This window comes from Massilia sp. Se16.2.3, from assembly GCF_014171595.1.
GTDB lineage: Bacteria > Pseudomonadota > Gammaproteobacteria > Burkholderiales > Burkholderiaceae_D > Telluria.
Map to the genome: position 1 here is coordinate 4,886,266 of NZ_CP050451.1, position 26,697 is coordinate 4,912,962.

The 26,697-nt window shown below is 66.1% G+C and carries 22 protein-coding genes and 3 pseudogenes; 12 read left to right on the top strand and 13 right to left on the bottom strand.

Features of this window, described 5'->3' with window-relative positions; translation table 11 throughout:
* The first annotated feature begins 379 nt into the window (after positions 1-379).
* The 4 genes from G4G31_RS22385 (at position 380) to G4G31_RS22400 (ending at position 5,250) form a co-directional block, all read left to right on the top strand.
* Positions 380-1,234 carry an SIS domain-containing protein gene (locus tag G4G31_RS22385; RefSeq protein WP_182989447.1) on the top strand — a complete coding sequence of 285 codons (855 nt, stop codon included), beginning with the start codon at positions 380-382 and terminating at the stop codon, positions 1,232-1,234.
* Between the two features lie 199 nt (positions 1,235-1,433).
* Complete coding sequence (locus tag G4G31_RS22390) at positions 1,434-2,627, top strand: multidrug effflux MFS transporter (protein WP_229425196.1); 1,194 nt, start codon at positions 1,434-1,436, stop codon at positions 2,625-2,627.
* An 89-nt stretch (positions 2,628-2,716) separates the two neighbouring features.
* Positions 2,717-4,924 carry an ATP-binding protein gene (locus tag G4G31_RS22395; RefSeq protein WP_182989449.1) on the top strand — a complete coding sequence of 736 codons (2,208 nt, stop codon included), beginning with the start codon at positions 2,717-2,719 and terminating at the stop codon, positions 4,922-4,924.
* A complete protein-coding gene (locus G4G31_RS22400) occupies positions 4,921-5,250 on the top strand; it encodes a low molecular weight protein tyrosine phosphatase family protein (protein ID WP_182989450.1) in 330 nt (109 codons plus the stop codon). The genes G4G31_RS22395 and G4G31_RS22400 overlap by 4 nt, the downstream gene beginning before the upstream one ends.
* A 25-nt stretch (positions 5,251-5,275) precedes the next feature.
* On the opposite strand, the gene G4G31_RS29535 is transcribed toward G4G31_RS22400, so the two are convergent.
* Together G4G31_RS29535 and G4G31_RS22405 are read right to left on the bottom strand one after the other, a co-directional pair.
* The gene (locus tag G4G31_RS29535; RefSeq protein ID WP_374011270.1) at positions 5,276-5,425 is read right to left on the bottom strand and encodes a hypothetical protein; all 150 of its coding nucleotides are present in this window, start codon (positions 5,423-5,425) and stop codon (positions 5,276-5,278) included.
* A gap of 5 nt (positions 5,426-5,430) precedes the next feature.
* Complete coding sequence (locus tag G4G31_RS22405) at positions 5,431-6,108, bottom strand: class I SAM-dependent methyltransferase (protein WP_374011271.1); 678 nt, start codon at positions 6,106-6,108, stop codon at positions 5,431-5,433.
* A 74-nt stretch (positions 6,109-6,182) separates the two neighbouring features.
* Between G4G31_RS22405 and G4G31_RS22410 the strand changes: the two are divergent.
* Positions 6,183-6,622 (top strand): annotated as a pseudogene (locus tag G4G31_RS22410) (helix-turn-helix domain-containing protein).
* Here G4G31_RS22410 and G4G31_RS27155 read toward each other — a convergent pair.
* On the bottom strand, positions 6,619-6,921 hold the full coding sequence (locus G4G31_RS27155; protein ID WP_229425197.1) for a hypothetical protein: 303 nt from the start codon (positions 6,919-6,921) through the stop codon (positions 6,619-6,621). The pseudogene G4G31_RS22410 and the gene G4G31_RS27155 overlap by 4 nt on opposite strands.
* A 406-nt stretch (positions 6,922-7,327) precedes the next feature.
* On the opposite strand from G4G31_RS27155, the gene G4G31_RS22420 reads away from it, so the two are divergent.
* Both G4G31_RS22420 and tal read left to right on the top strand, forming a co-directional pair.
* Entirely contained in the window at positions 7,328-7,825 is a 498-nt protein-coding gene (locus G4G31_RS22420; protein ID WP_182989451.1) for a GAF domain-containing protein, read from the top strand.
* A 216-nt stretch (positions 7,826-8,041) separates the two neighbouring features.
* Positions 8,042-8,971 carry a transaldolase gene (gene tal / locus G4G31_RS22425; protein ID WP_182989452.1) on the top strand — a complete coding sequence of 310 codons (930 nt, stop codon included), beginning with the start codon at positions 8,042-8,044 and terminating at the stop codon, positions 8,969-8,971.
* Between the two features lie 297 nt (positions 8,972-9,268).
* Here the strand turns inward: tal and G4G31_RS22430 are convergent, their stop codons facing one another.
* Complete coding sequence (locus G4G31_RS22430; RefSeq protein WP_275944327.1) at positions 9,269-9,787, bottom strand: TetR family transcriptional regulator; 519 nt, start codon at positions 9,785-9,787, stop codon at positions 9,269-9,271.
* Between the two features lie 255 nt (positions 9,788-10,042).
* Here G4G31_RS22430 and G4G31_RS22435 point away from each other — a divergent pair, with 255 nt between their 5' ends.
* The 3 genes from G4G31_RS22435 (at position 10,043) to G4G31_RS22445 (ending at position 16,003) form a co-directional block, all read left to right on the top strand.
* Positions 10,043-11,284 (top strand): efflux RND transporter periplasmic adaptor subunit, encoded by a 1,242-nt coding sequence (locus G4G31_RS22435; RefSeq protein WP_182989454.1) that lies wholly within the window; start codon positions 10,043-10,045, stop codon positions 11,282-11,284.
* Between the two features lie 124 nt (positions 11,285-11,408).
* Entirely contained in the window at positions 11,409-14,567 is a 3,159-nt protein-coding gene (locus G4G31_RS22440; protein WP_182989455.1) for an efflux RND transporter permease subunit, read from the top strand.
* Positions 14,567-16,003: an efflux transporter outer membrane subunit gene (locus G4G31_RS22445; protein WP_182989456.1), complete on the top strand. Its 1,437-nt coding sequence runs from the start codon at positions 14,567-14,569 to the stop codon at positions 16,001-16,003. Before G4G31_RS22440 ends, G4G31_RS22445 begins: the two co-directional genes overlap by 1 nt.
* A gap of 206 nt (positions 16,004-16,209) precedes the next feature.
* Here the strand turns inward: G4G31_RS22445 and G4G31_RS28720 are convergent.
* From G4G31_RS28720 to G4G31_RS22460, 4 genes and pseudogenes are all read right to left on the bottom strand, one after another.
* Positions 16,210-16,491 (bottom strand): annotated as a pseudogene (locus G4G31_RS28720) (N-acetyltransferase family protein); the annotation flags it as partial.
* A complete protein-coding gene (locus tag G4G31_RS28725) occupies positions 16,491-16,826 on the bottom strand; it encodes an alpha/beta fold hydrolase (RefSeq protein WP_308621868.1) in 336 nt (111 codons plus the stop codon). The pseudogene G4G31_RS28720 and the gene G4G31_RS28725, both read right to left, overlap by 1 nt.
* Positions 16,827-16,874: 48 nt before the next feature.
* On the bottom strand, positions 16,875-17,135 hold the full coding sequence (locus G4G31_RS28730) for an alpha/beta fold hydrolase (RefSeq protein ID WP_308621870.1): 261 nt from the start codon (positions 17,133-17,135) through the stop codon (positions 16,875-16,877).
* A 48-nt stretch (positions 17,136-17,183) separates the two neighbouring features.
* Entirely contained in the window at positions 17,184-18,230 is a 1,047-nt protein-coding gene (locus G4G31_RS22460) for a cyanophycinase (RefSeq protein WP_182989457.1), read from the bottom strand.
* 231 nt (positions 18,231-18,461) lie between these two features.
* On the opposite strand from G4G31_RS22460, the gene G4G31_RS22465 reads away from it, so the two are divergent.
* Positions 18,462-19,445 carry a M28 family peptidase gene (locus G4G31_RS22465; RefSeq protein ID WP_182989458.1) on the top strand — a complete coding sequence of 328 codons (984 nt, stop codon included), beginning with the start codon at positions 18,462-18,464 and terminating at the stop codon, positions 19,443-19,445.
* A 1,164-nt stretch (positions 19,446-20,609) separates the two neighbouring features.
* Here the strand turns inward: G4G31_RS22465 and hemW are convergent.
* The 5 genes and pseudogenes from hemW to G4G31_RS22490 form a co-directional block, all read right to left on the bottom strand.
* Complete coding sequence (gene hemW, locus G4G31_RS22470; RefSeq protein WP_182989459.1) at positions 20,610-21,851, bottom strand: radical SAM family heme chaperone HemW; 1,242 nt, start codon at positions 21,849-21,851, stop codon at positions 20,610-20,612.
* Positions 21,848-22,432 (bottom strand): RdgB/HAM1 family non-canonical purine NTP pyrophosphatase, encoded by a 585-nt coding sequence (gene rdgB, locus G4G31_RS22475; protein WP_182989460.1) that lies wholly within the window; start codon positions 22,430-22,432, stop codon positions 21,848-21,850. The genes hemW and rdgB overlap by 4 nt, the downstream gene beginning before the upstream one ends.
* A gap of 277 nt (positions 22,433-22,709) precedes the next feature.
* Positions 22,710-23,445, bottom strand: a pseudogene (gene rph / locus G4G31_RS22480) (ribonuclease PH).
* Positions 23,446-23,470: 25 nt separating this feature from the next.
* Positions 23,471-24,394, bottom strand: coding sequence for a PP2C family serine/threonine-protein phosphatase (locus G4G31_RS22485; protein ID WP_182989461.1), 924 nt, complete (start codon positions 24,392-24,394; stop codon positions 23,471-23,473).
* Between the two features lie 58 nt (positions 24,395-24,452).
* Positions 24,453-25,436, bottom strand: a complete 984-nt coding sequence (locus G4G31_RS22490; RefSeq protein WP_182989462.1) for a serine/threonine-protein kinase — start codon at positions 25,434-25,436, stop codon at positions 24,453-24,455.
* Between the two features lie 200 nt (positions 25,437-25,636).
* Here G4G31_RS22490 and G4G31_RS22495 point away from each other — a divergent pair, with 200 nt between their 5' ends.
* Positions 25,637-26,524 carry a YicC/YloC family endoribonuclease gene (locus G4G31_RS22495; RefSeq protein ID WP_182989463.1) on the top strand — a complete coding sequence of 296 codons (888 nt, stop codon included), beginning with the start codon at positions 25,637-25,639 and terminating at the stop codon, positions 26,522-26,524.
* The last annotated feature ends 173 nt before the right edge of the window (positions 26,525-26,697 follow it).

Consider the following 26,697-nt stretch of genomic DNA (forward strand, 5'->3'; position numbering starts at 1 on the left):
AGCTTGGCCAGACCGTTCCGCAGGCGCATTGCGATGCAATGCGAAACCCTGCTTCACCGCTCCCGGAAGATTAATAATGAGAGCGCAAGGAGTCCGGCCAAGCATGGCCGAACTGTTCCGCAGGCGCGTCGCGATGCAACGCGAAACCCCTGCTCCACCGCTCCCGGAAGATTAATAATGAGAGCGCAAGGAGTCCGGCCAAGCATGGCCGAACTGTTCCGCAGGCGCGTCGCGATGCAACGCGAAACCCCTGCTCCACCGCTCCTGGAAGATTAATAATGAGAGCGCAAGGAGTCTGGCCAAGCATGGCCAGACCGTTCCGCAGGCGCATTGCGATGCAATGCGAAACCCCTGCTTCACCGTTCCCCGAAGATTAAGCATGCTGCTCGACTCGATCCGCACCCAGCTCGACTCGCTCTCCAAATCGGAGCGCAAGGTGGCGCTGGCCGTGCTGGAGTCCCCCAACACCACGGTCAGCCAGAACATCACGGCGCTCGCGAAAAGCGCGCAGGTATCCGAACCGACCGTGGTGCGTTTCTGCCGCACGCTCGGCTACGACGGCTGGCACGAATTCAAGCTGAAACTGGCGCAAGGCCTGGCGCTGGCCCTGCCGGCCGCCAACGAGCAGCCGGCCCAGGACGACCTGGCGGCGGACCTCGTCAATAAAATCTGCAGCCGCTCGATCAACACCCTGCTCGACCTGCGAAACAACCTGAAACCTGAACTGATCCAGAGTGCGCTCGACATCCTGAAACGCGCCAACAAGATCGAGTTCTACGGCCAGGGCACGTCTGGTTTCGTGGCCGCCGACGCCCAGCACAAGTTCTTCCGCTCGGGCGTGCCCACCGTGTCCTATACCGACCCGGCCATCCACTCGATCGCCGCCGCCCTGCTGCGCGAAGGCGACTGCGTGGTGGCGATCTCGCAGCGCGGCAACAACCCGGCGCTGGTGCGCTCGGCCAAGCTGGCGCGCCGGGGCGGTGCCGACGTGATCGTGCTGGCGCCCTCTGGCACGCCGCTGGCCGACATGGCCAGCGTCCTGATTCCGATCGACCTGGTCTTCAACATCGACCCCTACACGCCGATTTCCGCGCGCCTGGCTTACCTGGTCGTGATCGACGTGCTGGCCGTGGGCCTGGCCTTGCAGCGCGGGCCGGAGTTCAGGAAGAAAATGCAGAACGCGCAGAAGGCGCTCGAAGAGTTCGACATGCAGTTCGATTCGTTTATTGGGTAACATGCGCGGCTGACACGCGCGGCGGACAGGCACGAAGCCCGGCCCGCGGGTATTCGCTGGAACGGCCGACGCAGCACCCGCCAGGACGTATTGACGCGCGCAGCCGGGCGCGCCAGCCTGCGCCGATCGGCTACGCTGGCAGGAACACGCGACCATGCTCCGTGTATCAGGCCACCCAACTGCTGACCAGGACCTCCGCTTGCATTCCCGTACCCTCACCGTCATCCTCGCAGGCCTGTCGATGGTCGGCGCCTTCGCCATCGACACTTTTCTGCCCTCGTTTCCCGCCATCGCGGCGGACTTCGCGGTCGACGCGGCACTCGTGCAGCAGACCCTGAGCGCCTACCTGCTGGCGTTTTCCGTCATGAGCCTGTTCTATGGCACCTTGTCCGATGCTTTCGGGCGGCGTCCGGTCATTCTTGTGTCGCTGCTCATCTTCATCGTCGCCTCCATCGGCGCCGCCTTTGCCACCAGCTTTGGCGCCCTGCTGCTGTGCCGGGTGCTGCAGGGACTGTCGGCCGGCGGCGGCCGGGTGATTGGCCAGGCGGTGGTGCGCGACCGCTTTTCCGGCGCTGAGGCCCAGCGCTTGATGGCCAGCATCACGATGGTGTTTGGCCTCGCACCCGCGATTGCGCCGGTGATCGGCGGCTACCTGCACACCACCTTCGGCTGGCGCTCGGTTTTTGTGTTCCTCACCGCCGTCGGCCTGGTGCTACTGGCCGCGACCTGGCGCTATGTTCCCGAAACGCTGCCGCCCGAGAAGCGCGCGCCTTTCCACATCCGCAGCCTGGCCGCGCACTATGTGAACGCACTGCGCAATCCCCGTTTCGTGGCCGGCGCCTTGGCGATCGCCTTTGCCTTCGGGGGCCAGGCCATCTACATTTCCGCCGCGCCGCACTTCGTGATGGAGATCCTGAAGCTGCCTGAAACGGCGTTCGGCTGGCTGTTCATTCCCATGATCGGCGGCCTGGTGGTCGGCGCCGCGGTCAGCGGCCGCCAGGCCACCCACTCGGCGCCCGCCGCCCTGCTGCGTATCGCATTCGCCTGCATGGGCGTGGCGGCCATCGCCAACCTGACCGGCAATCTGCTCTTCCACGCCCACTTGCCCTGGGCTGTCCTGCCGATCATGGGCTATGCGTTCGGCGTCGGCCTGGCGATGCCGATGATGAGCATCGCAACGCTCGACCTGTATCCGCAGATGCGCGGCCTGGCGGCATCTCTCATCAGCTTCGTGCAGATGCTGGTGTTTTCGCTGATGTCGGGCGTGGTCGCGCCCCTGGTCTTCGAGAGCGCAGCCCGGCTGGCCGGGGTGGTCGTGGCCTGCTTCCTGCTCGCCTTCGGGTGCTGGCGCTTTGCCAGCCGTTCCATGCCCGGGCTAGCACAGGGAGCGTAAGCAGGAGCCATGCCTGCGGCCTTCCCGGGCAGCCGCCCCGGACGGCGCGACAATTCGCCGTATAATGATTTTTTGCCCTGAGGCTAGTGATGCGGCCACCCGGTTTTACTCTCTCCCTGCGCCGCCTGCTCATCCTCCTCAGCGCGATCGGCCTGCTGCCGCTTGCCTTGCTGGGCTTCTGGTCGGTGCATACCACGAGCCAGTACCAGCAGCGCGAGCAGGACCGCGCACTGCTCGACCTGGCGCGTGCGCTGTCGAGCGCCGTCGACGCGGAACTCGACGGTTCGATCGCCACGCTCGCCAGCCTGGCACGGGCACCGGCCATCGGCGCCGGCGACATCCAATCTTTCTACGACATCGCGCGCGACCAGGTCAAGGCGCAGCCGGAATGGCTGGCGATCATCCTGACCGATGCCGCCGGCAAGATCCTGTTTCGCACCACCGACCCGTTCGGCACACCTGCCGGCCATATCACCGATCCGGACAGCCTGCGCCAGCTGCTGGAGGTGCAAAGGCCGCTGGTGGGCCATGTGGCCCGTGGCGGGCGCGGAAAAGTCGCATTTCCGGTACGCGTGCCGCTGCGCGACGAGGCCGGGCACCTGTATGCGCTCACCGCCGTCATCAAGCCCGACCGCATCCTCGGCGTCGTCAGGCGCCAGGCGGCGCCCTCCGGGTCGGTCATTGCCGTCATCGACGCCGACGGTTCGATCGTGGCGCGTTCGAAAGACCACGACAAGCGCGTCGCCGGTCCGGCCGGCCCGGTGCTGACGCAACTGATGGCCGGCGGCCTGCCGGAGGGTGTCGGCCGCAATGTCAACTATGAGGGCGATACGCTCACGAGCGCCTTTACGCGCCTGTCGCGCCATGGCTGGACGGTGGCGGTCGGCGTACCTCGGCCCAGCATCGGCCCCGCATCGCTTGCCGGCATCACCATGTATGGCTGGGGCCTGGCCGCCTCGCTGCTGGCCTGCGTGGGCCTGGCCTGGCTGCTATCGATCCGCATCACCCGCAGTTTCGCCAATTTGCAGCGCGGCGCCGCGGCGCTTGGTGCCGGCGAACAGGTCGAGGTCGCGCCCACCCGTATCCGCGAACTCGATTCGATGGGCCAGGCGCTGGAAAAGGCGGCAAGCCAGCACGCGGCCCATGAACAGGAACGTTCGCGCCTGCTCGCCTCGCTGGAAGAAGCGCTGGCCGCCAGCCGCGACGCCAGCCGCGTCAAGGACGAATTCCTGGCCGTCCTCGGCCACGAGCTGCGCAACCCGCTCAGCCCCATCGTCGCCTCGCTCGACCTGCTGGACCTGCGTGCCGATGCCGGCAACGCGCGCGAACGCACGATCATGCGGCGCCCGGTGAACCACCTCAAGCGCCTGGTCGACGACCTGCTCGACGTCTCGCGCATCACCTCCGGCAAGATGCAGCTGGACCTGCGTCCGCTGAACCTGGCCGAGCTGGTGCGGCATACGACGGGCGAGCGCCCCGGCGTGCCGGTGGCGCTGTCGGCCCCTGCCGAAGTCTGGGTGAATGGCGACGAGAGCCGGCTGGTGCAGGTATTGAACAACCTGCTGTCGAACGCCGAGCGCTTCGGCGCCGGCAAGCCGATACGGGTGCTGCTGGAGGTCGACGGCGACCAGGCGCGCCCGGAAGTGAGCGACGGCGGCATCGGCATGCCGCACGAACTGCTCGCCAGCGTCTTCGAGCCCTTCTACCAGGCGCCGCAACAGGTGGCGCGCAGCACCGGCGGCCTGGGTCTCGGCCTGGCCATCGTGCGCCGCATCGCCCTGCTGCATGGCGGGCAGGTAAGCGCCCACAGCGAGGGGCCCGGCAAGGGCAGCCGCTTCGTGGTCTGCCTGCCGCTGGCGCCTGCCCAGCTACCTGCTCCGGCGGCACCGGCAGGTCAGCCTGGTGTCCGCACCTCCGTACTGGTGGTGGACGACAATATCGACGCCGCCGCGACGACCGCGCTGATCCTGCAAGGGCTCGGCCACGAGGTCCACGTGGCGCATTCGGGCGCCGAGGCGCTCGCCGTCTTCGAACGCAGCAGGCCGGCAGTGGCAATCCTCGACATCGGCCTGCCCGACATGGACGGCCATGCCCTCGCGGCCGCGATGCGCGCCCACGCCGACGTGCCGGCACCGCGCCTGGTCGCCCTCACCGGCTATGGCCAGCAGGCCGACATCGACCGCGCGCGGCAAGCCGGTTTCGACCTGCACCTGACCAAGCCGACCACGCTGGACGACCTGGCGGGGGCGGTGTCGGATGCGGGTGTCGAGACCGGGCAATCGGACTACACGCGATGACCAACGCACTGTTTATCTGTACGCAGAACCGCCTGCGCAGCCCGACCGCCGAGCATGTATTCGCCTCCTGGCGCGGCGTGGAGACCGACTCGGCGGGACTCGGTGCCGACGCCGACATTGCGCTCTCGCCCGAGCAGCTGGCCTGGGCCGACATCGTCTTCGTGATGGAAAAGACGCACAAGGCGCGGCTCTCCACCAGATTCAGGCAGCACCTGAACGGCAAACGCGTCATCTGCCTGGACATCCCCGACGAGTACGAGTACATGCAGCCGGAGCTGGTACGGCTGCTCGAATCGAAGGCCGGGCGCTTCCTGCGCCGGGGCTGACCGCCCGCCGCGCCCGCGGCATTACTCACGCGCTGGCACGCACCCGCCAGCAGGCGGCATCGAAGCGCACCTCGTCGCCGCGCAGGTAAGGGTCGAAAGCCCGCTCCAGTTGGGGCAGGATCCTCTTGCGTGCCTCTTCGTCCATCCCTTCCAGCAGGCGCCCCACCGGCCCCATGCGGCTCAGGTAGCGCGCCAGTTCGTGGGCGGGAAAACCGCAGGCGACGTCGAGCGCGTCGATGGCGATTCCCTGCCAGCCGCTGTGTTCAGGATGCGGGCGACGCGTTCGCGCCGGGCAAAGGCGAACTGTCCCGGCCCGCTTGGATCGCGCGCGGGCAGCGACAGCAGATCCTGCGCGGCGCGTTCGGCCGCCGTCATGAAGGGATTCTCGTCGGGACTGCGCCAGACGATGGCATCGAGGCGTCCGCCCGGCCGCGCGGCGCGGCGCAGGTTCGTGAAGGCCGCGACCGGGTCGTCGAAGAACATGAGGCCGAAGCGCGATACGATCAGGTCCATGCTGCCCGGCTCGAAGGGATAGCTGCCGGCGTCGGCACAGGCGAAATCGACCCGTAGTTCTTCGTTTGCGGCCCGCGCCCACGCCAGGTCGATGAGCGGCTGCGCGATGTCGACACCCATGCACGACGCGCCCGCACCGGCGCGCCGTGCCAGCGCCAGCGTCGTCGCCCCGGCACCGCAGCCAACGTCGAGTATCCGGCGGTCGCTGCCCTGCACGGCCGCGGCCAGGAGCGGCTCGAACGGCCTGTACATCCCGTCGAGCAGCACCTGCAAATCCGCCCAGGCCTGCCCCGCGCTGCCGTTCCACAGCTGCGCCTGTCCACCGTTGGATTCGTGTGCTTCCATGCCGTTCTCCCGTTGTTTGCCGTCGCTGGCCGATGCTGCTATCGTGCCACTTCGAGTCGACTTGAGGTCAAGGGATGAAACTCGATATTGGCGAGGTGGCGCGCCGGGCGGGCCTGCCCGCTTCGACCTTGCGCTTTTATGAGGAACGGGGACTGATCGCCTCGAGCGGCAGGCAGGGCTTGCGGCGCCTGTTCGACGCCGGCGTACTGGAACGCCTGGCGCTGATCGCCCGGGCCGCGCCGCCGGCTTTTCGCTGGGCGAGATTGGCGCCATGTTCGACGCCAATGGCCGGCTGGCGGTCGACCGCGCCCTGCTGCTGTCAAAAGCCGATGAACTCGACAGGACCATCGCCCGCCTGTGTGCGATGCGCGACGGCCTGCGCCATGCGGCGCGCTGCACGGCGCCCAGCCACCTGGAGTGTCCGCGCTTCCTGCGCATCCCGGAAGCTGCCGGGGTCGGGGCGCTCGGCCGCGACCGTCACCGCAGCCGCCAGGCGAAAGCCCCGCTTCGCTAGCGTGCTCGGGTCGCCAGTGCCACGATGGTGGCGCCCGCGGCCACGATCAGCGCGTCCTCGATCAGGCCACTGCGGGTCTGGCCGATGCGCGCCATGGCCTGCTTGCGGGCTGCGAGGGTCAGGTAGGCCAGCGGTACGGCGGCCGCCACCGCCAGGGCGGCGCCGCTGCGTTCGCGTCCCGCGGGCGCCAGCGCCGAGCCGGCGATCCCGGCGCTCATCACGCGCGCCAGCAGGCCCAGGAAGACGGTACGGTCGGGCGCGGTTTTCATCTTGTCGCCCGCCAGTTCGCCGACGCCCATCGCCAGCGCGCCGTAGGTGAACAGGGGCCGGTCGAGCAGGACGAGGTGCCCCGGCGTGCGGCGCCCCTGCCAGGCGTGCCGCCGCGATGGTGGCCATCGGTGTCATCGAGCGCGCGCTGGCGACGGCGCCGATCAGGATGGAAGAAAGCAGGCTGCGAATCGTCATCGGGAATTCACCATGAAAAGAAGTGTTCGGAAGCGGGACAGCAGGCCACGAACCGGCAGGTTCCGGTTGGGGCGCCAGCGGGCCATGGTCTGTCTTGTCAGAATGCCATTCGATTGTAGAGAAGCGGGCTGAACATGGCGCCACGCAGGCGAGCGCCCGGGCGCGCGTCCCGCCACAGCCACACGGCGGGCGTGCTGGCTGTAGAATAGGCTCTTTCGCCATACACCTTTCCCGCTTCTCATGCACATCAACCCAGAACGCAGCACCCGTCCCGACTATGACCTGCTGGTGCGCCAGGTCGCCAGTGTCCTGGAGGGCGAACGCGACCTGACCGCGAATGCGGCGCAGTTTTCCGCGCTCGTCTACGACACCCTCGCCGACCTCAACTGGGCCGGCTTCTACCTGACCGTGCCATCCAAAAAAGGCGAAGGCCAGGATCTGCTGGTCGGCCCTTTCCAGGGCAAACCTGCCTGTGCGCGCATCCCGTTTGGACGCGGCGTCTGCGGCACCACCGCGGTCGAGCGCAAGACGATCGTGGTGCCGGACGTGCATGCCTTCCCGGGCCATATCGCCTGCGATTCGGCCTCGAATTCGGAGATCGTGCTGCCGGTCATTAAGGACGGCAAACTGGTGGGCGTGTTCGATATCGATAGCCCGAGGCTGGAGCGGTTTTCGGACGAGGACCGCATCGGGCTGGAGGCGATGGTGGCGGCGTTTATTGCGGCGACGGATTGCTGATTGCCGCTCCGGGATGCGCTGGCAGGCAGACGATATGCGTTTGCGACGTTAACGATATGCATCTACGGGGCTAACAATCTGCAGTTGAACCATTGACAATATGCATCGTTCCAGCGTGGGTCATGAAGGCCAGCGGCTCGATGACGGCTTGACTTCGCAACGCCCACCCTACGCAATGCAAATATTATTTGATCGTTTCACCATTCAGGCAAATATATGAATCAACTCGAACAATTGAAGCAATACACCACCGTCGTTGCCGACACCGGCGACTTCCAGTCGATCAAGGCCTATGCGCCGCAGGATGCGACCACCAACCCGTCGCTGATCCTGAAGGCCGTGCAGAAGCCCGAATACCTGCCGCTGCTGCAGAAGGCAGTGGCCGATTCGCAAGGCGGCTCGCTTGAGTCGATCGTCGACCGCCTCCTGATCGCCTTCGGCGTCGAGATCCTGAAGTATGTGCCGGGCCGCGTCTCGACCGAGATCGATGCCGCCCTGTCCTTCGACACCGAAGCGACGGTGGCCAAGGGCCGCGAACTGATCGCCCTGTACGAAGCGGCCGGCGTGTCGCGCGAGCGCGTCCTGATCAAGATCGCCTCGACCTGGGAAGGCATCCGCGCCGCCGAAATCCTGGAAAAGGACGGCATCCACTGCAACCTGACCCTGCTGTTCTCGCTGTGCCAGGCCGTCGCCTGCGCCGAAGCGGGCGTGCAGCTGATTTCGCCCTTCGTCGGCCGCATCTACGACTGGTACAAGAAGTCGACCGGTACCGATTATCAAGGTGCCGACGATCCGGGCGTGCAGTCGGTCAAGCGCATCTACCAGTACTACCGCAAGTTCGGCTACAAGACCGAAGTGATGGGCGCGAGCTTCCGCAATACCTCGCAGATCCAGGAACTGGCCGGTTGCGACCTGCTGACGATTTCGCCGGACCTGCTGCAAAAACTGGCCGACAGCGACGCGCCGCTCGAGCGCAAGCTGACTGCCGATGCGAATGCCGAAATCGAGAAGATCGAAGTCGACGAGAAGAACTTCCGCTTCATGCTCAACGAGGATGCGATGGGCACCGAGAAGCTGGCCGAGGGTATCCGCGCGTTTGTGGCCGATTCGGCGAAGCTGAAGAAGATGATCGAAGAGATGCGCTGATCGCGCGTTTTCGTCCGCAGTGCAATGCAAACGCCGGCGTGATGCCGGCGTTTGTTTTTCATGTGTGTAATTCCGGTATAGCGTCTGCAGATGATCGTGGTGGTGTGCAGGGGTACGACCGCGTGGGCACGAGTGCCCACCCTACCCTCCTTGCGAATGGCATCGATTGCGCGGCCCAGGAAGAGGCGTAGGGTAGGCGGATCTCCCGCCTACGCGTTCAACAGGCGTATGCAATCCGGACGCGTTCATGCGGCTGCTCCTTGAACGCGCAGGCGGGGAACCCGGCTACCCTACGGTTCAGCGCACGCGGATGCCTTCGAGCATGGTCCCGATCATCCGTTCGCCGAGGTCGACCAGGCTGAACGAGGTCGGTTCGAACATCCAGTTACGGATGAGGCCATCCATCAGCGCCCACAGGCCTGTCGCCATCAGCTGGGGATCGGCGTCGGGCTTGATCTGGCCGGCGCTCCGGGCCAGCTGCAGGCGCTCGACGACCTGGTCCATCATGTCGCATTTGCTCTGGCGCCGGCGCACGCGCACCGCATCCATTTCGCTGACGAACTCTACTTTCAACGAGGCGATCTCGAGCACGCGGCGGGCTTGCGGGTTGGTCTCCGTCACACGGAAGATTTCCGCGAAAAAGCGGCGCAGGTCGTCCAGCACGGTTCTTGCATCCGACTTCCCCAGGCTGCTCAGCGCACACTCGAAGGGCAAGGTGACCCGCTCCATCATCGCGTTGAACAGCGCGCCTTTGTCGTCAAAATGCCAATAAATCGCACCGCGCGTCACACCGGCAGCCGTTGCGATATGCTGCAAAGTTGTCCGTGAAACCCCTTGTTCTACAAACAATTGTTCTGCCGCATCCAAGATGCTGTCGCGGGTGGCCGCTGCTTCTTCCTTTGTCCTGCGGGCCATGCTTTCTCCGTTTTTGGGTGGTCCTGCACGTTAAACATACACTCGTGATAGTATATAAAAAAGCCCGTAAAAGCCAGTGATACAACCGTGCGCAGGACCGAGAGGATTCTGGGAGCGGTTGCATCTTTTCTAAAAAACTCGAAGGAAGCACACGTAATGCGCTCTGCCCACTCCTCACACCTGTCCCTCACGCGGATTGCCGCCACCACGCTGATGGCCGTCGCCCTGCTGTCGGCATGCGGCAAGAAGGACGCTGCCCAGGCCGGTCCTGGCGCCGGCGGCCAGATGCCCGCGCCGGAAGTCGGCGTCATCACCACCAAATTCGAATCGGTCGCGCTGCAGACCGAACTGCCGGCACGTGCCGAGCCGGTGCGCGTCGCCCAGGTGCGCGCCCGCGTCAATGGCGTGGTCCTGAAGCGCCTGTTCACCGAAGGCAGCGAGGTCAAGGAAGGCCAGTCGCTGTTCCAGATCGACCCGGCACCTTACCAGGCCCAGCTGGCCGCTGCCCAGGCCGATGTCGGCCGTGCCCAGGCGACGCTGACCCAGGCTGCAGCCCAGGCCGAGCGCTACAAGCCGCTGGTCGAAGCCAATGCCATCAGCAAGCAGGAATATACCAACGCCGTCGCTGCCCAGAAACAGGCCGAAGCGGCCGTGGCCGCAGCGCGCGCCCAGGTGCGCATCGCCCAGATCAATTCGGGCTATGCCAGCGTCAGGGCGCCGATCTCCGGCCGCATCGGCCGCGCCCTGGTCACCGAAGGCGCCCTGGTCTCGGCAGCCGAAGGCACCGAACTGGCCGTGATCCAGCAGACCAACAATATGTACCTGAACATCACCCAGTCGGCCTCCGAAGTGCAGCGTCTGCGCAAGCAGGCCGGCGCCAACGGTGGCGTGGCCAAGGACGTGCCGGTCACCGTGATGCTCGACGACGGCACCGAACTGCCGACCCGCGGCAAGCTGCTGTTCTCGGACGTCACCGTCGACCCAGGCACCGCCCAGGTCACGCTGCGCGCCACCGTGGCGAATCCGGACAACGCCTTGCTGCCGGGCCAGTACGTGCGCGTGCGTATCGCCCAGTCCCAGCTGCCGAACGGCATCGTCGTGCCGCAGCAGGCCGTCACCCGCGGTGGTGCCCAGGGCGATACCCTGATGGTCGTCGGTCCGGACAACAAGCCGGCCCCGCGCACCGTCAAGATCGCATCGGGCCAGGGCTCGAACTGGATCGTCACCGAAGGCCTGAAGGAAGGCGAACGCGTGATGGTCGACGGCTTCCAGAAGCTGCAGATGCTGCCGCCGGGTACCCCGGTCAAGGCAGTGCCATGGCAAGCCAGCCACGAAACCACCGCGCAGGCACCAGCTGCCGCGCCGGCCCCTGGTTGCAGGTGCGGCCAACGCCGGTGAATCGGCCGCCGCCACGGCGCGCCAGTTGCCGGCTTCGGCGCCGTCGGGCTCCACTGCCGGCGCCGCACCGGCAGCCGCGTCGACCCGCCGCTAAGCATCGCGGTAACAGAACAGGACTATTGCAATGGCACGTTTTTTTATTGACCGCCCTATTTTCGCCTGGGTGATCGCGCTGTTCATCATGGTGATCGGCGCGGTCTCGATCACCCAGCTGCCGATCGCCCAGTACCCGAACGTGGCCCCGCCATCGATCGTGGTCAATGCCGCCTATCCGGGCGCATCGGCGCAGACCCTGGAAGACTCGGTCATCTCCGTCATCGAACGCGAGATGAACGGTTCGCCGGGCCTGGTCTACATGGAGTCGAGCAGCACTGCCAACGGCAGCGGCTCGATCACCCTGACCTTCGAGACCGGCACCAACCCGGAACTCGCCCAGGTGGACGTACAGAACCGCCTGTCGCGCGCGGCCCCGCGCCTGCCGGCGGCGGTGAACCAGCAGGGCGTGCGCGTCGACAAGGTGCGCGCGAACTTCCTGCTGTTTACCATCCTGTCGTCGGATGACCCGAAATGGGACCCGATCGCGCTGGGCGACTATGCCTCGCGCACGGTGCTGCCTGAAATCCAGCGTATCAAGGGTGTCGGTACCGCCCAGCTGTTCGGTACCGAGCGCGCCATGCGTGTCTGGATCGACCCGGCCAAGCTGGTGGGCTTCCGCCTGTCGCCCGCCGATGTGAACAACGCCATCCGCAGCCAGAACGCCCAGGTGGCCTCGGGCACCATTGGCGAACTGCCGCTGGCGCAAGGCCAGGAAATCACTGCCACGGTGGTGGTCACCGGCCAGCTCTCGACCGTCGAACAGTTCGGCAACATCGTGCTGCGCGCGAACCCGGACGGCTCGACCGTGCGCCTGAAGGACGTGGCCCGCATCGAGATCGGCGCCCAGGCCTATGGCACCTCGGCGCGCCTGAACGGCAAGCCCTCCACCGGTATCGGCGTGCAGCTGGCGCCAAGCGGCAATGCGCTGGAAACGGCACGCCTGGTGCGCGAACGCATGGACGAACTGTCGAAGTTCTTCCCAAAGGGAATGAAGGCCACGGTGCCGTTCGACAGTTCCAAATTCATCGACATCTCGATCGAGCAGGTGCTGCATACCCTGGTCGAAGCGCTGGTGCTGGTGTTCCTGGTGATGTATCTCTTCCTGCAGAACTTCCGCTACACCATCATCCCGACCATCGTCGTGCCGGTGGCGCTTCTGGGTTCGCTCGGTACCCTGCTGGCGCTGGGCTACTCGATCAACGTGCTGACCATGTTCGGCATGGTGCTGGTCATCGGTATCGTCGTCGACGATGCCATCGTGGTCGTCGAGAACGTCGAGCGCATCATGTCCGAAGAAGGCCTGCCGCCGCTGGAAGCAACCCGCAAGGCCATGGGCCAGATCTCGGGCGCCATCATCGGCGTGACCGTGGTCCTGATGTCGGTGTTCGTGCCGCTGGCCTTCTTTGCCGGCGCGGTCGGTAACATCTACCGCCAGTTCTCGGTCGTCATGGTGTCCTCGATCGCCTTCTCGGCCTTCCTGGCGCTGTCGCTGACCCCGGCGCTGTGCGCGCACTTGCTCAAACCCGTCGAAGCCGGCCACCACCACGAGAAGAAGGGTTTCTTCGGCTGGTTCAACCGCCGCTTCGCGAAGACCGCCAAGGGCTATGAAGGCTGGGTCGGGAAGCTGATCCGCGGTTCCGGCCGCGCGCTGGTGGCCTTCGTGGTCGTCATCGGCCTGGTCACGCTGCTGTTCACGCGCCTGCCGAACTCCTTCCTGCCGAACGAAGACCAGGGCTATGTGATCGCCAACATCCAGCTGCCGCCAGGCGCGACGCTCGAGCGCACCAACGAAGTGATGAAGACTGCCGAAGCCTTCATCATGAAGCAGCCGGAAGTGGCGAACATGGTCAGCGTGCTGGGCTTCTCGTTCTCGGGCGCGGGCCAGAACATGGCGCTGGCCTTCATTCCGCTGAAGGACTGGAGCGAGCGCAAAGGCGCGGACTCGAACGCGGGCGCTGTCGCCAACCGCATCATCGGCGGCCTGTCGGGCGTGCGCGACGCTTTCATCTTCGCCCTGTCCCCGCCACCGATTCCGGAACTGGGCCGCGGTACCGGCTTCTCGTTCCGCCTGCAGGACCGCGGCGGCAACGGCCACAATGCCCTGCTCGCAGCGCGTAACCAGCTGCTGGGCATGGCCTCGCAAAGCAAGATCCTGGCGGGCGTGCGTCCGGAAGGCCTGGAAGATGCGCCCCAGCTGATGCTCGATATCGACCGCGACAAGGCGCAAGCCCTGGGCGTGAGCTTTGACGCCATCAACTCCGCGATCTCGACCTCGCTCGGCTCGAGCTATGTGAACGACTTCCCGAACGCCGGCCGCCTGCAGCGTGTCGTGGTGCAGGCCGACGCGAAGGACCGCATGCAGCCGGACGACCTGCTGCGCCTGAACGCGCTCAACGTGCAAGGCAATCCGGTGCCGCTGTCCTCGTTCGCGACGACCAAGTGGGTGACCGGTCCGATGCAGACCCTGCGCTACAACGGCTATCCGGCAATGAGCATTTCCGGCGACGCCAAGCCAGGCTATTCGACCGGCGACGCGCTGGCCGAGATGGAAGCCCTCGCTGCAAAACTGCCACCAGGCTTTGCCTTCGAATGGACCGGCCAGTCGCGCGAGGAACAGCTCTCCGGCGGCACCATGGGCATCCTGATGGCCTTCTCGCTGCTGGCGATCTTCCTGGCCCTGGCGGCGCTGTATGAAAGCTGGTCGATCCCGGTGGCGGTGCTGCTGGTCGTCCCGTTTGGTATCCTGGGCGCGGTGCTGGCGGCGATGCTGCGCAGCTACCCGAACGACGTGTACTTCAAGATCGGCCTGGTGACCATCATCGGCCTGGCGGCGAAGAACGCGGTCCTGATCATCGAGTTCGCGAAGGACCTGCAGGCGCAGGGACGCTCGCCGATGGAAGCGGCGATCGAGGCGGCGCACCTGCGCTTCCGTCCGATCATCATGACCTCGCTCGCCTTCATCCTCGGCGTGCTGCCGCTGGTGATCGCAGGCGGCGCCGGTTCGGCATCGCAGCGCGCCATCGGTACCGGCGTGATGGGCGGCATGATGACGGCGTCGACGCTGGGCGTGCTGTTCGTCCCGATGTTCTTCGTTGTCGTGCGCAAGATCTTCAAGGGCAGCGAACGCCAGCGCAAGAAGTATGCGCATGAAGAAGACACCAGCAAGGTTATCGAGGAAAAAATCTGATGCAAAAACTCAAACTCATCCTGACCCCACTGGCGCTGGCCATGATGCTGTCCGGCTGCCTGTCGCTGGCGCCGAAGTACGAGCGTCCGCAGGCGCCCGTGGCCCCCGCCTTCCCCCCCGAGCTGCCAAAGAGCGGCGGCACGACGCTGCCGACGGCGACGTCGGAAGCGCCGGCGAACCTCGCCTGGCAGCGCTTCTTTGCCGACGCGCGCCTGCGCCAGCTGATCGACATGGCGCTGGCGAACAACCGCGACCTGCGCGTGTCCATCCTGAACATCGAGCAGGCGCGCGCGCAGTACCGCATCACCCGCGCCGACCGCCTGCCGACCGTCGCGGCGGTCGTCTCCGGCAACCGCCAGACCACGGGCGAAGACGCGCCGATCCAGAGCCTCTACCAGGCTGGCCTGGGCGTGTCGGACTTCGAACTGGACCTGTTCGGCCGTGTGCGCAACCTGTCGGAATCGGCGCTGGCGCAATACCTCGCCACCGAGGAAGCGCGCCGCACCGCCCAGATCAGCCTGATCGCATCGGTGGCCAACAGCTACCTGACCCTGCTGGCCGACGACGAACTGCTGGCGATCACCCAGCAGACCTTGAAGACCCGCGAAGAGTCCGACCGCCTGACGCGCCTGCGCTTCGAGAACGGCGTCGTCTCCAAGCTGGAACTGCAGCAATCGACCTCGCTGGTGGAAAACGCCCGCGGTACGCTGGCCCAGCTGCAGCGCCTGCGCGCGCAGGACGCCAACCTGCTGACTCTGCTGGTGGGCCAGCAGATTCCTGAAAACCTGCCTGCCGGCGCGACGCTGGCCACGACCGAACTGCCCGACCTGCCGGCCGGCCTGCCGTCGGACCTGTTGACGACACGCCCGGACATCCGCGCGGCCGAGCAGCAGCTGATCGCGGCCAACGCCAACATCGGCGCGGCGCGCGCGAACTACTTCCCGCGCATCTCGCTGACCGGCAGCGTCGGCAGCGCCAGCACCGAACTCTCGGGCCTGTTCAAGTCGGGCTCCTTCGGCTGGACCTTCGCCCCGCAGGCCGTCCTGCCAATCTTCGACCTGGACCGCATCAGTGCCGGCGTCGACGCGGCCAAGGCCGGGCGCGACATCGCGGTGGCCCAGTACGAGCGGTCGATCCAGACCGCGTTCCGCGAAGTGGCGGACGCGCTGGCCGGCCAGGCCACCTACAGCGAGCAGCTGCGTGCCCAGCGCGCCGTCGCCGTGGCCGAGCAGGACCGCTTCAACCTGTCCGAGCTGCGCTACAAGAGCGGCGCGGCCAGCTACCTCGACCTGCTCGACGCCCAGCGTTCGCTGTTCCAGGCCCAGCAGGCCGCGGTGCAGGCAAACCTGGCGCGCCTGCAGAACCAGGTCACGCTGTACCGCGTGCTGGGCGGCGGCTGGTCGGAACCGGCGTCGAACGCGCAGGCGGCGCGCTGATCCGCACTGGCTGCGGAACGAAAAACCGGGACATGTGTCCCGGTTTTTTTATGCCCGCTTCCTGAGCGAATACACAACTTCCCCGGTGCCCGGAGGACCGCGCAGCCAGCCCTGCTGCGCGTAGAAGCGGTCTGCCCGGGTACCGGGGTCGTGCTCAGCTCCACGTGCTCGTGGCCGAGCGCGAACAGCCAGTCCACGGCCAGCGCGAGCAGCGTCCTGGCAAGGCCCCTGCCCTCGTGGCCCGGGGCGACGAAGAGCGCCCAGATGGAGGCGTTTTCCCTGTCCGCATAGCAGAAGGCCACGACTTCGCCATTGCCTTCGGCGACCCAGCCGCGGCCCGATTTCTCCAGGAAGTCTTCATACATCTGCGGCGTGACACGCGCAGGGTCGGACAGGACGTTTTCGGTGACGGACAGGCGGATGCGCGACATCGCGGGGATGTCGCTACTGTCGGCTTGCCTGAACGACGGCAGGTAATCCGGCGCCATCAGCTGTGCTCCGACAGCAGGTGCGCGTCGATCAGCGGCGCCACACGGCTGGCCAGGCTGGAGCCAAGGCTGTGGTCCGCAGCGGGGAAGACGTGCAGCTGCGCCCGTGGCAGCAAGCCGGCCAGGCGCTCGCCTACCGCTACGGGACTGATCGGGTCCGCATCGCCCCACAGCAGCAGCGTGGGAATACGCAGCGTGGCCAGGTTGGACGTCAGGTCGTCCCGGCAGCGGATGAACCAGTCGGGCAAATCGGGCTGGGCGGCGCGCATGGCCGGGCGCCAGTCGTGCGCGTCATACGCCGACAGGTCGATCCCGCCCGAGGTCGCGGACAGCACCAGATGCGTGACCAGCGCGGGCTCCCCTGAGCGCCGCACGCAGGGCGATCACGCCCCCATCGATTGGGCGACCAGCGCGGTCGGCCGGTCTATCTGGCCGGCGACCATGTCGGCCAGGTCGTCCAGGTCGCGGACAGCGGGATCGCGCGGCACGTCGCCGAATCCGGGCCAGCCGACATGGACTTTGGTGGCCAGGCACGACAGCAGGTCGGCCACCGGGTGCCAGAATTGCGTTTGCCCGGACGCGCCGGGGAGGAACAGGAGTTGAGTTGGTTTTTGCACGGCAACACTATACAACAGCGGCGTCATGCGTAAAAAAGCCGGGGCCGCGTGCCCCGGCTTTTCCTGGCAGGCCGGTCAATACGCCGAGCCGCCTGGCTGGTTCGACACCAGCACACCCTTCACGGCCGAGATCGAATAATTGACGGTCGCGCCATAGCTGGCCCAGTTGTTCAGGTCGAAGCTGCCCGTGCCGGACAGGCGCTGGACGCCGACGTTCTGGTAGGTGAGCGGCGTCTTCGGCGCGCATACCTGCGGCAGGCCGACCGTCTGCAGGAAGTATACGTCGCCCAGGCCAACCCGCTGCGCCTGGGCCCCTTCCACCAGCAGCGCCGTCTCGACATCGACGCCGATGCCGCGCGCGCTGCTTGTCCAGCCATCGTTGACGATGCGGCCGAGGAAGGCGACCAGGCGTCCCATGCGGTCGCGCGTGTCCAGGTGCGAATCCGTGATCACCCGGTTCAGGACGGGCAGCGCCAGGAAGTCGCGGTCGAGTGTGACATTCTTGTCGTAGGGATTGGCCAATGCCTGGGGCGAGGTCACCGACTGGTTCATGCCGGAATAAATGTACTGCCCGAGCACGGCCAGGCCGGCGCTGGTACCGCCCAGCGGCACATTGCGGTTGGCAAGCTCCTGCAGCGCGGCCTCCAGCGGCGTGTCCTTCCAGTAGCGGATGTAGTCGCTCTGGTCGCCGCCGGCGATGAAGACAGCCTCGGCACCGCGGATGCGCTGCAGCACGAAGGGATCGCTGGCCGCCGCCCGGCTCGGCAGCACGAAGGTCTCGACCGAGCGCACCCCGCCCATGGCGTAGATGTAGGGATTGTAGGCATCGGTCCCGGTGGCGCGGATGACGACGAAGTTGCCGCCCCCGCCTTTCTGGATCATCCATTTGAAGGCCTGGTCGACGTCGGGTCCGCCGCCCATCAGGACCAGCGCAGGCGCGGCCGGGCGCGGCAGCGCGACGTCGGTGGTGTCGCCGACGGCAAAGTGCTGGTACGGCTTGGCCGCATGGGCAGCCTGGGCGCCGCCCAGGGCCAGGGCAAGGAGGCCGAACCGGCAGCCGGTGGATATCGAACGGAACAGGGAGCGGGACAGGAAGCGCGGAGCGGGTGTCGATGCGTTCATGGGAGTCCTTCGGCGGGTGATGTGCGGCGCCAGGCCGGCACGGTTGGGATGTTAAACAGGATATAACAGGTTTCACCCGGCTTCGAGACCATCTCGACAACATTCCGATGCGCGCCGCCCTGCCCGGCCGTACCGGCTGGGCCCGATACGTGCATCCTCGTCGCCTGAACTTGGCTAGACTGGTGCTGTCTATCGGTTGAGGGCGTCCATCCACGGCGCCAAGAGACTGCCATGCGGAATTTCTTTCAATCACATTGGAAGGCGATCGTTGCGCTCGTCCTGCTCATCGTGGTCGCCGTCATGACGATCCGTCCGAACCCGGCCAGCGCCGCGCTCGACCTGGCCGGACGCATGCGCGAGCACGTGCGCGCCATCGCCTCCGAAGAACACAACACGGCCACGCCGAAGGCGCTCGAGCGCGCGGCCGTCTACATCGAAACGACGCTGCGGCAAGCGGGCTATGTGCCGACACGGCAGGAGTACGAGGTGGCGGGCCAGCGGGTGCGCAACATCGAAGTCGCGGTGGCCAATGTCGCGCAGGGCAAGCGGCCCGAGCGCATCTTCATCGTCGGCGCGCACTACGATTCGGCGCCGGGCGCGCCGGGCGCGAACGACAACGGCAGCGGCACCGCCGCCGTATTGGAACTGGCCCGGCTCTTGAAAACCGTGCAGCCGCGCGCCGGCACCGAGGTGCGCTTCGTGTTTTTCGTGAACGAGGAGCCGCCCTGGTTCATGGGCGCCGACATGGGCAGCATGCGCCACGCGGCGGAAATGAAACGCCGGGGCCAGAACGTCGAAGCCGCGCTGGTGCTCGAAACCATGGGTTACTACACCGACGCGCCACATACCCAGCAATTGCCGCCGGGGCTGGAGGGACGCTACCCGAGCACGGGCAACTTCATCGCCTTTGTCGGCACCCTCGAATCGTCGAAGCTCGTGCGCGATGCGCTGGCCGCGTTTCGCGGCGCATCCGATTTCCCGGCCGAGGGCCTGGCCGCGCCGGCGCACACGACCGGCGTGACGCTGTCGGATCACTCCTCCTACAGCCGGCACGGCTATCCGGCGCTGATGATCACGGATACGGCCTTCATGCGCTATCCCTACTACCACACGGCGCAGGATACGCCGGACAAGCTCGATTACGACAGCATGGCGCGCGTGGTGACGGGGCTGGCGAAGACGATCGTGTCGCTGGCGGGGGCGGCGCAGGGGTAGCGGTCCAGGTTCGGCCCTGCCTGGGTGGAGACGCGGACAGTGCGGACTCGCGGCCATTGCGCTGCCGTTCAGGCGGTGATACCACGTGGGCGGAGCCCACCCTATGGGCTGCAGGCTGTACGGACTCGCGGGCATTGCGCTGCCGTTCAGGCGGTGATACCGCGTGGGCGGAGCCCACCCTACGGGCTGCAGGCTATACGGACTCGCGGGCATCGCGCCGCCGTTCAGGTGGTGATACCGCGTGGGCGGAGCCCACCCTACGGGCTGCAGGCTGTACGGACTCGCGGACATTGCGCCGCCGTTCAGGCGGTGATACCGCGTGGGCGGAGCCCACCCTACGGGCTCTGGCTCATCCCTGGCGCTGGAGCTCCTTACTTTGATTTACTCAGGAGCATCGCTCGCAGGGCGTCGAGGAAGCGCTGGTCGGGGCGGATCAGCTTGAAACCGTAGGGTGGGCTCCGCCCACGCGGGATCACCGCTTGAACGCCAGAACGAGGGCCGCGAGCCGGACTAGCATGTGCGCCCGCGTGGGCGGAGCCCACCCTACGGGCTGCAGGCTGCACGGACTCGCGGGCATCGCACTGCCGTTCAGGCGGTGATACCGCGTGGGCGGAGCCCACCCTACGGGCTGCAGGCTATACGGACTCGCGGGCATCGCGCCGCCGTTCAGGTGGTGATACCGCGTGGGCGGAGCCCACCCTACGGGCTGCAGGCTGGCGGACTCGCGGCCATTGCGCTGCCGTTCAGGCGGTGATACCGCGTGGGCGGAGCCCACCCTACGGGCTGCAGGTTGTACGGACTCGCGGGCATCGCGCCGCCGTTCAGGTGGTGATACCGCGTGGGCGGAGCCCACCCTGCGGGCTGCAGGCTGCACGGACTCGCGGGCATTGCGCTGCCGTTCAGGCGGTGATACCGCGTGGGCGGAGCCCACCCTACGGGCTCTGGCTCATCCCTGGCGCTGGAGCTCATTACTTTGATTTACTCAGGAGCATCGCTTGCAGGGCGTCGAGGAAGCGCTGGTTGGGGCGGATCAGCTTGGAACCGTAGGGTGGGCTCCGCCCACGCGGGATCACCGCTTGAACGCCAGAACGAGGGCCGCGAGCCGGACCAGCATGTGCGGCCGCGCGGGCGAGCCCACCCTACGAATGCAGGCGCCGGTGGGCCCTACTTCGCCTCGCCCAGGAACATCTCCTGCAGGTCGTTGAGGAAGCGCTGGCCGAGTTCCGTCGGGCGGATCAGCTTGAAGTCGCGCGTCAGCAGACCCTTGGCCTCGGCGGCGTCGAGCGCGCGGCTGATCGCCGTGATGCTCATGCCGGTGCGCTCGCCGAACAGGTTCGGGTCGAAACCATCGGTCAGGCGCAGGGCGTTGAGCATGAACTCGAAGCCCATGTCGGCGCGGCCGATCTCATGCTCTTCCTGCACGGGATTGCCGCGCTGGGCCGCCTCCATGAAGGACGCCGGCTGCTTGAAGCGCGCCTGGCGCAGGATGCGGTGCGGGAACGAGATCTTCGAATGCGCGCCGGCGCCGATGCCGAGGTAGTCGCCGAAGTTCCAGTAGTTCAGGTTGTGGCGGGCGCGGTGGCCGGGACGGGCGTAGGCCGACACTTCGTAGTGCTCGAAGCCGGCGCCGGCCATCGTCTCGGCGATCATGTCCTGCATGTCGGCGCTGAGGTCGTCGTCCGGCAGGCTGGGCGGATACTTGGCGAAGACCGTGTTCGGCTCCATCGTCAGGTGGTACAGCGACAGGTGCGGCGGCGCGAACGAGAGCGCCGTCTGCAGGTCCTGGCGCGCCCCTTCCAGGGTCTGCCCCGGCAGCGCGTACATCAGGTCGAGGTTGAAATTGTCGAAGGTCGATGCCGCGATCTCCACCGCACGCATGGCCTCGCGCTCGTCGTGAATGCGGCCGAGCGCCTTGAGGTGTTCGCCGTTGAAGCTCTGGATGCCGATCGACAGGCGATTCACGCCGCTGTCGCGGTACTGGCGGAAGCGTTCGGCCTCGAAGGTGCCGGGATTGGCCTCCATCGTGATTTCCGCATTCAGCTCGAGGGGCAGCAGCGTGCGCACGTCCGTCAATAAACGGTCGAGGCCCGCGGCCGACATCAGACTGGGCGTACCGCCGCCGATGAAGACGGTGTGGATCTTGCGGCCCCAGATCAGCGGCAGCGATTGCTCCAGGTCGAGCCGTACAGCGTCGAGGTAAGCCTGCTCCGGCAGCTCGCCCTTGGCCTCGTGCGAATTGAAATCGCAGTAGGGGCATTTGCGCACGCACCATGGAAAATGGATGTACAGCGACAGCGGCGGCAAGGCCGTCAGGTTCAGCGCGCCCGGCTGCAGGTATTGCAGTGCGGCCTGCGCCGGCGAACGGGCTTCACCGACCTGGGCGCCGGCGACTTTGATCGGGATCATTTGAGTTTCTCTACCAGTGCGCGCAGGGCCTGGCCGCGGTGCGACTGCGCATTCTTCTCGCTTGGTGCCAGTTCGGCCGTGGTCTTGCCCAGCGCCGGAATCAGGAAGTATGGGTCGTAGCCAAAGCCGTTCTCGCCGCGCGGCGTGTCGATGATGACGCCGTCCCAGCGGCCGTCGGCGATGACCGGCTGCGGATCGTCGGCGTGGCGCACGTAGACGAGCACGCAATAGTAATAGGCCGATTTGTCGGCGTGTTTGGCCAGCTCGGCCACCAGTTTCTCGCTGTTGCGCGCATCCGACTTCGGCTCGCCGGCAAAGCGCGCCGAGTAGACGCCCGGCGCGCCGCCGAGGGCATTCACGCACACGCCCGAGTCGTCGGCCAGCGCCGGCAGGCCGGTCAGGCGGCTCGCGTGGCGGGCCTTTTCCAGGGCGTTTTCAACAAATGTGGCGTGCGGCTCTTCCGCTTCCGGCACGTCGAATTCGCCTTGCGGATGCAGGGTGAAGCCGATGGGGCCGAGGATTTGCTGGAATTCCTTCAGTTTGCCGGCGTTGTTGGAGGCGAGGATGAGGCGTTGGGTCATGGTGGGAGCGAAGCGGAGGAACGGAAGCGGGTATTTTACCTGCATGCGCGGGCAGCCGCCGGCTGGGGAGAAACGTAGGGTGGGCACTCGTAGTGAAACCGTCATTGAGGCCACTGGCCTCAATGACCCCACGCGGTATCACAGGTGATTCGTCGCAAGCAGCGTCAAGCCCTGATGCACTGGCAGACCAAGGCTGTTGTCGGCAATGTGGTGGTACGCGTCGGTACGACAGCGTGGGCACGAGTGCCCACCCTACGTTACGCAACGGTCCCGGGCATCAGGAAACGATGCCCAGCGCGCCCTTCTGCAAGCGCACCAGCTCCGCAATCCCGCCTTCGGCCAAGTCGAGCAAACGGTTCATCCCCGCGCGGTCGAAGGCCACGCCCTCGGCCGTCCCCTGCACTTCGATGAAGTGGCCCGCTTCCGTCATCACCACGTTCATGTCGGTGTCGCAACCCGAATCCTCGATGTAGTCGAGGTCGAGCACCGGCGTGCCCTGGTAGACGCCGACCGAGATCGCGGCGACGAAGTGGCGGACCGGTACCGCCGGCAGCACGCCGCGGGCGACCAGTGCGCCAAAGGCATCGTAGGCGGCGACCATGGCGCCGGTGATCGAGGCGGTACGGGTGCCGCCGTCGGCCTGGATGACGTCGCAGTCCAGGTGCAGGGTACGCTCGCCGAAGGCCTCCAGGTCGAAGGCGGCGCGCGCAGCGAGCGGCCGATCAGGCGCTGGATTTCCGGGTGCGGCCGGACTGCTTGCCGCGCGCCGCTTCGCGGTCCATGCGCGTGTGCGTCGACCGCGGCAGCATGCCGTATTCGGCCGTCAGCCAGCCCTGCCCTTTGCCCTTCAGGAAGCCGGGTACCTTCTCTTCGATGCTGGCGGTGCAGATCACCTTGGTGTCGCCGCATTCGATCAATACCGAGCCTTCGGCGTGTTTCGTATACTGGCGCGTGATGCGGATCGGGCGCAGCTGGTCGAGCGCGCGGCCACTCGGGCGGGTAATAATGGTCACGGAAGCACCTTTTTCTGTTGAGTCGTTATTTGAGCACCTGGGAAGACTTCTCGATCGCCTCGTTGATCTCGGCGATCGCCTTTTCGATTTCGTCTTCGTCGAAGGGGTCGGCGTCGCCACTGCCGGGCGGCGCGCTGCCGATGATGCTGCTGACCTGGTTTTCCGGCAGCTGGCCGGTCGAGATCACATCGGGGCCGGCGTCCTCGTCCTGCGCGCCCTGCCAGCTGATCGCCAGCGCCGTCGTGTTGTCGGCACGCGGCCCGCCGACCGAGGTCGCCAGGGCGATCAGTTCGGGGATGGCCTGCACCACCGGCTTGGCCGCCAGCGCACGCACCATCTCGGCGTCCGGCACCATGGCCCAGAGGCCGTCGGAGCACAGCATCAGGATGTCTCCCGCCGACAGGATGACCTGGGACGAAACATCGATGCGCGGCGCCTTGCTCGCGCCCAGGCAGTTATACAGCTTGTTGCGGTCCGGATGGGTGGCGCGTTCCTCGGGGGTGGCCAGGCCTCTCGAGATCAGGTGTTCGACGTGCGAATGGTCGCGCGTCTGCGCCAGCACCTTGTCGCCGCGCACCCAGTACAGGCGCGAGTCGCCGCAATGGGCCCAGATGGCGCAGTTGTGCTGGACCAGGCAGGCCACCACGGTGGTGCGCGGCGTCTCGGGCAGCTTGTGGCGCGTGGTGTAGTCGAGGATGTCGCGGTGCGCCTGCAACAGCGCGTCTTCCAGGAAGCGCTCCGGCTTCCTGACGTAAGGCCTGGCCTGCATCTGGAACATCATCGACAGCGTCTGCATGGCGATCGTCGAGGCGATCTCGCCATGCTGGTGGCCGCCCATGCCGTCGGCCAGCACCAGCAGCAGCGAATCGCGCGTGAAGCAGTAGCCCATGCGGTCCTGGTTGACCCGGCGCCCGCCGATATGGCTTTGCTGGTAGACGGAAAACTGCATGGTGGCTCCTGGTGATGATCGATGGTGCGGATGTGGGAAGGCGAAAGCGTCGTCCGGTTCAGCTGCCGTCGCGGGCGCGGGTGCGCCCCCCCAGCCGGCTGAGCAGGCCGCGCAGGCCGGTGGGGGCGACCGCAGGCGGCGCCGGCTTGTTCGGCACGGCCGGCAGCGCCTGCAGCGACTTCTGCACCGCGAACACGCTTTGCGGACGCGCCATCGGATCGAGCGCCAGGCAGGCGCGCACGATCGCCACCAATGCGGGCGAATAGGCGGTGGCCAGCGCGTCGAACAGGATCGGCAGCTTGTCGTCGCCCTTGCGCGTGTCGGCCGACTGCGGCGGCGCGCCGGTCATGCAGGAGAACATCGAGGCGCCCAGGCTGTAGATGTCGGACCACGGACCGAAGGGCGTGCTCTTCGAATACAGCTCGGGCGGTGCGAAGCCTGGCGTGTACATGGGCGCGAGCATCGGCGCATCGTTCTTGATCGCCTGGCGCGCGGCGCCAAAGTCGAGCAGGATCGGCGAGCCATCGCTGCGCAGGTAGATATTCGCCGGTTTCAGGTCCAGGTGCAGCAGCTTGTTCGCATGGACTTCGCGCAGGCCGCGGCAGACGCCGTCGAACACCAGGCGCACGAAGTTTTCGTTCAGGCGCTTTCCCTTGCCGGCAGCACGCCCGATGTGCTCCTGCAGCGAGTGGCCCGATTCATAGGCCATCACCATGTAGACCGTGTCGTGGGCGCGGAAGAAGTTCAGGATGCGTACGACGTTCGGATGAACGATGCGTGCCAGTGCCCGCCCTTCCTCGAAAAAGCATTTGAGGCCGATGCGAAACAGCGGCTGGTTCGGCTTCGAGATATTCGGGACGAGTTCGCCCGCCTGGCGCAGCGCCAGGGCGCTCGGCAGGTACTCCTTGATGGCGACGGCGCTGCCTTCGGAATCATATGCAAGATAGACAATACTGAACCCGCCGGAAGCGATTTTCTTTACAATGCGATATCCGGCAATCTCCAGGCCTTCCGGCAGTGGTGCGTTATTTTGTGCGGTCATACTGAAGAGTTCCTTGCATAACACGGCGATTGTGTGGATAAATGTCGGCTTTGTAAAGAATAATGAGCGTCCAGGAAAACCTTCAGGGCCAGGCGTATCGTTGACGACAGTACTTTGGTACCGCAAGACGAAGCCACGCCCCGCAGCGAGTATCGGTTGGCGCTCAAAAAAAACCGGGGACACAATTGAGCATTTCTAGCATGACAGGCTATGCGGTTGCCACCAGCGAAGGCGCTGCGGGCACCCTTACCATCGAGATCAAGAGCGTCAATTCGCGCTTTCTCGATCTTCAGTTTCGCATCAACGATGAATTGCGCGCGCTGGAACCGGACCTGCGCGCCGCCATCATGGCCGCCATCACCCGCGGCAAGGTCGAAGCCCGCCTGTCGTTCGGCCGCAAGGCTGCCGGCGGCACCCGTGTACTGAACCACGAACTGCTGGCCGACCTGGCGCGCCTGCAGGGTGAAGTGACGCGCCATTTCGTCTCGGCCCCTTTGATGACGGTTGCGGAACTGCTGCGCTGGCCCGGCGTCATCGAGGAATCGCATGTCGGCCAGGAGTCGCTGCAGGCGGACGTGGCGGCGCTGACGGCGCAGACCGTCGCCGCCTTTGTCGAGAGCCGCCGGCGCGAAGGCGCGGCACTGGAAGCCATGCTGCTGTCGCGCATCGATGCGATGGAAGTGATCGTCAAGCGTATTTCCCCGCTCATTCCGCAAGTGATCGCACAGTTCCAGCAAAAGGCAATCGAGCGCATGCAGGACGCGCTCGGTCTTGCCGGCCACGGCAATCCGTCGGTCCTGAGCCGCCAGGAAGTATTCGAGCGCATTCGCCAGGAAGTAACGCTCTACGGCATCCGCATCGACGTGTCCGAAGAGCTGTCGCGCCTGTCGGCGCACCTGAACGAAACCCGCCACATCCTGAAAAAGGGTGGCCAGGTCGGCAAGCGCCTCGACTTCATGATGCAGGAACTGAACCGCGAAGCCAATACGCTCGGCGCCAAGGCCTCGGTGAAGGAATTGGCGGACGCGTCGATGGAATTGAAGCTGCTCATCGAGCAGATGCGCGAGCAGGTGCAGAACCTGGAGTAAAACCAATTTGAAGCGATACGGCGCTAGTTGGCCGTACGAGACGCAAACGTTGTACCGCGTGGGCACAAGTGCCCACCCTACAAAAATGGTAGGGTGGGCATTTTGCATTGCTTGGCATTTAGCTAAGTACTCGACCGGAAATAAATGGGAATTTTGGCAAACAGAACCGGACG

What these genes read in the sequence shown, in the direction of transcription:
- G4G31_RS22385 (WP_182989447.1), top strand. Translation starts at nt 380, where the DNA reads ATGCTGCTCGACTCGATCCGCACCCAGCTCGACTCGCTCTCCAAATCG.
- G4G31_RS22395 (WP_182989449.1), top strand. Translation starts at nt 2,717, where the DNA reads ATGCGGCCACCCGGTTTTACTCTCTCCCTGCGCCGCCTGCTCATCCTC.
- G4G31_RS22400 (WP_182989450.1), top strand. Translation starts at nt 4,921, where the DNA reads ATGACCAACGCACTGTTTATCTGTACGCAGAACCGCCTGCGCAGCCCG.
- G4G31_RS29535 (WP_374011270.1), bottom strand. Translation starts at nt 5,425, where the DNA reads ATGGGGCCGGTGGGGCGCCTGCTGGAAGGGATGGACGAAGAGGCACGC.
- G4G31_RS22405 (WP_374011271.1), bottom strand. Translation starts at nt 6,108, where the DNA reads ATGGAAGCACACGAATCCAACGGTGGACAGGCGCAGCTGTGGAACGGC.
- G4G31_RS27155 (WP_229425197.1), bottom strand. Translation starts at nt 6,921, where the DNA reads ATGGGCGTCGGCGAACTGGCGGGCGACAAGATGAAAACCGCGCCCGAC.
- G4G31_RS22420 (WP_182989451.1), top strand. Translation starts at nt 7,328, where the DNA reads ATGCACATCAACCCAGAACGCAGCACCCGTCCCGACTATGACCTGCTG.
- tal (WP_182989452.1), top strand. Translation starts at nt 8,042, where the DNA reads ATGAATCAACTCGAACAATTGAAGCAATACACCACCGTCGTTGCCGAC.
- G4G31_RS22435 (WP_182989454.1), top strand. Translation starts at nt 10,043, where the DNA reads ATGCGCTCTGCCCACTCCTCACACCTGTCCCTCACGCGGATTGCCGCC.
- G4G31_RS22440 (WP_182989455.1), top strand. Translation starts at nt 11,409, where the DNA reads ATGGCACGTTTTTTTATTGACCGCCCTATTTTCGCCTGGGTGATCGCG.
- G4G31_RS22445 (WP_182989456.1), top strand. Translation starts at nt 14,567, where the DNA reads ATGCAAAAACTCAAACTCATCCTGACCCCACTGGCGCTGGCCATGATG.
- G4G31_RS28730 (WP_308621870.1), bottom strand. Translation starts at nt 17,135, where the DNA reads ATGACGCCGCTGTTGTATAGTGTTGCCGTGCAAAAACCAACTCAACTC.
- G4G31_RS22460 (WP_182989457.1), bottom strand. Translation starts at nt 18,230, where the DNA reads ATGAACGCATCGACACCCGCTCCGCGCTTCCTGTCCCGCTCCCTGTTC.
- G4G31_RS22465 (WP_182989458.1), top strand. Translation starts at nt 18,462, where the DNA reads ATGCGGAATTTCTTTCAATCACATTGGAAGGCGATCGTTGCGCTCGTC.
- hemW (WP_182989459.1), bottom strand. Translation starts at nt 21,851, where the DNA reads ATGATCCCGATCAAAGTCGCCGGCGCCCAGGTCGGTGAAGCCCGTTCG.
- rdgB (WP_182989460.1), bottom strand. Translation starts at nt 22,432, where the DNA reads ATGACCCAACGCCTCATCCTCGCCTCCAACAACGCCGGCAAACTGAAG.
- G4G31_RS22485 (WP_182989461.1), bottom strand. Translation starts at nt 24,394, where the DNA reads ATGCAGTTTTCCGTCTACCAGCAAAGCCATATCGGCGGGCGCCGGGTC.
- G4G31_RS22490 (WP_182989462.1), bottom strand. Translation starts at nt 25,436, where the DNA reads ATGACCGCACAAAATAACGCACCACTGCCGGAAGGCCTGGAGATTGCC.
- G4G31_RS22495 (WP_182989463.1), top strand. Translation starts at nt 25,637, where the DNA reads ATGACAGGCTATGCGGTTGCCACCAGCGAAGGCGCTGCGGGCACCCTT.